A 1,457-nucleotide genomic window follows, 5' to 3' on the forward strand; every position below is an offset into this window, starting at 1 on the left:
GCGAATGCGGCGGCGTCGGCTGCGGCGGATGCGAACGGGAACCCGGCTGCTCAGGCTGCCGCGAACGCGGATGCGACCACCCAGGCGTCGGCTGCTGCTGATGTGACGAGCGCGGCTGCTGCTCAGGCGGCRGCGAMSGCKGAYGCGTCCACGGATGCGTCTGCTGATGTGTCGTCGGMKGCGAATGCTGCTGCTCAGGCTGCGGCTGCGGCTGCGTCGAATGCGGATAACTCGTCTGTTGCGCAGGCTGCGGCGTCGGCTGCGGCTAATGGTGATGCGTCGTCTGCTGCGCAGGCTGCTGCTGTTGCGGATGCGTCCACGGATGCGTCGWCTGCTGTTGCTGCGAACGCGAACGCGAATGCGGACGTGAATGCGAATGCGGCGGCGTCGGCTGCGGCGGATGCGAACGGGAACCCGGCTGCTCAGGCGGCGGCGAACGCGGATGCCTCCACCCAGGCCAGTGCTGCTGCTGATGTGACGTCGGCTGCCGCCGCCCAGGCGGCAGCGAACGCGGACGCGTCCACGGATGCGTCTGCTGATGTGTCGTCGGCGGCGAACGCTGCCTCGAACGTGTCGGCTCAGGCTGCGGCGAACGCGGACCAGTCCTCGACCACGAACGCGGCCACCACGGCTGCGGCCAACGGNGCGAACGCGAACGCGAATGCGGACGTGAATGCGAATGCGGCGGCGTCGGCTGCGGCGGATGCGAACGGGAACCCGGCTGCTGTTGCGGCGGCGAACGCGGATGCGWCCACSCAGGCGTCGGCTGCKGCTGATGTGACGWSSGCKGCYGCTGCTCAGGCGGCGGCGACGGCGGATGCGTCCACGTCGGCGTCTGCTGATGTGTCGACGGCGGCGAACGCTGCGTCGAACGTGTCGGCTCAGGCGGCTGCGAACGCGGACCAGTCCTCGACCACGAACGCGGCCACCACGGCTGCGGCYAAYGGTGAYGCGTCGTCKGCTGCGCAGGCGGCCGCGATCGCTGATGCGTCCACGGAYGCGTCAGTGAACGCGAACGCGAACGCGAATGCGGACGTGAATGCGAATGCGGCGGCGTCGGCTGCGGCGGATGCGAACGGGAACCCGGCTGCTGTTGCGGCGGCGAACGCTCAGGCGRCAGCGAACGCGGAYGCGTCCACGGATGCGTCTGCTGATGTGTCGTCGGCGGCGAACGCTGCCTCGAACGTGTCGGCTCAGGCTGCGGCGAACGCGGACCAGTCCTCGACCACGAACGCGGCCACCACGGCTGCGGCCAACGGTGACGCGTCGTCTGCTGCGCAGGCTGCTGCTGTTGCGGATGCGTCCACGGATGCGTCGWCTGCTGTTGCTGCGAACGCGAACGCGAATGCGGACGTGAATGCGAATGCGGCGGCGTCGGCTGCGGCGGATGCGAACGGGAACCCGGCTGCTCAGGCTGCCGCGAACGCGGATGCGACCACCCAGGCGTCGGCTGCTGC

Annotated in this window: 1 protein-coding gene; it reads left to right on the forward strand. The window is 70.1% G+C overall.

Going from position 1 to position 1,457, the window contains the following annotated elements; all coding sequences use genetic code 11:
- Positions 1 to 1,005: 1,005 nt before the first annotated feature.
- On the forward strand, positions 1,006 to 1,457 hold a 452-nt coding region (locus ASE16_RS20215), incomplete at its 3' end, for a hypothetical protein (RefSeq protein WP_235500674.1).

The sequence above is a fragment of the Leifsonia sp. Root227 genome, from assembly GCF_001428745.1.
In the GTDB taxonomy this organism is placed as follows: Bacteria; Actinomycetota; Actinomycetes; order Actinomycetales; family Microbacteriaceae; genus Leifsonia.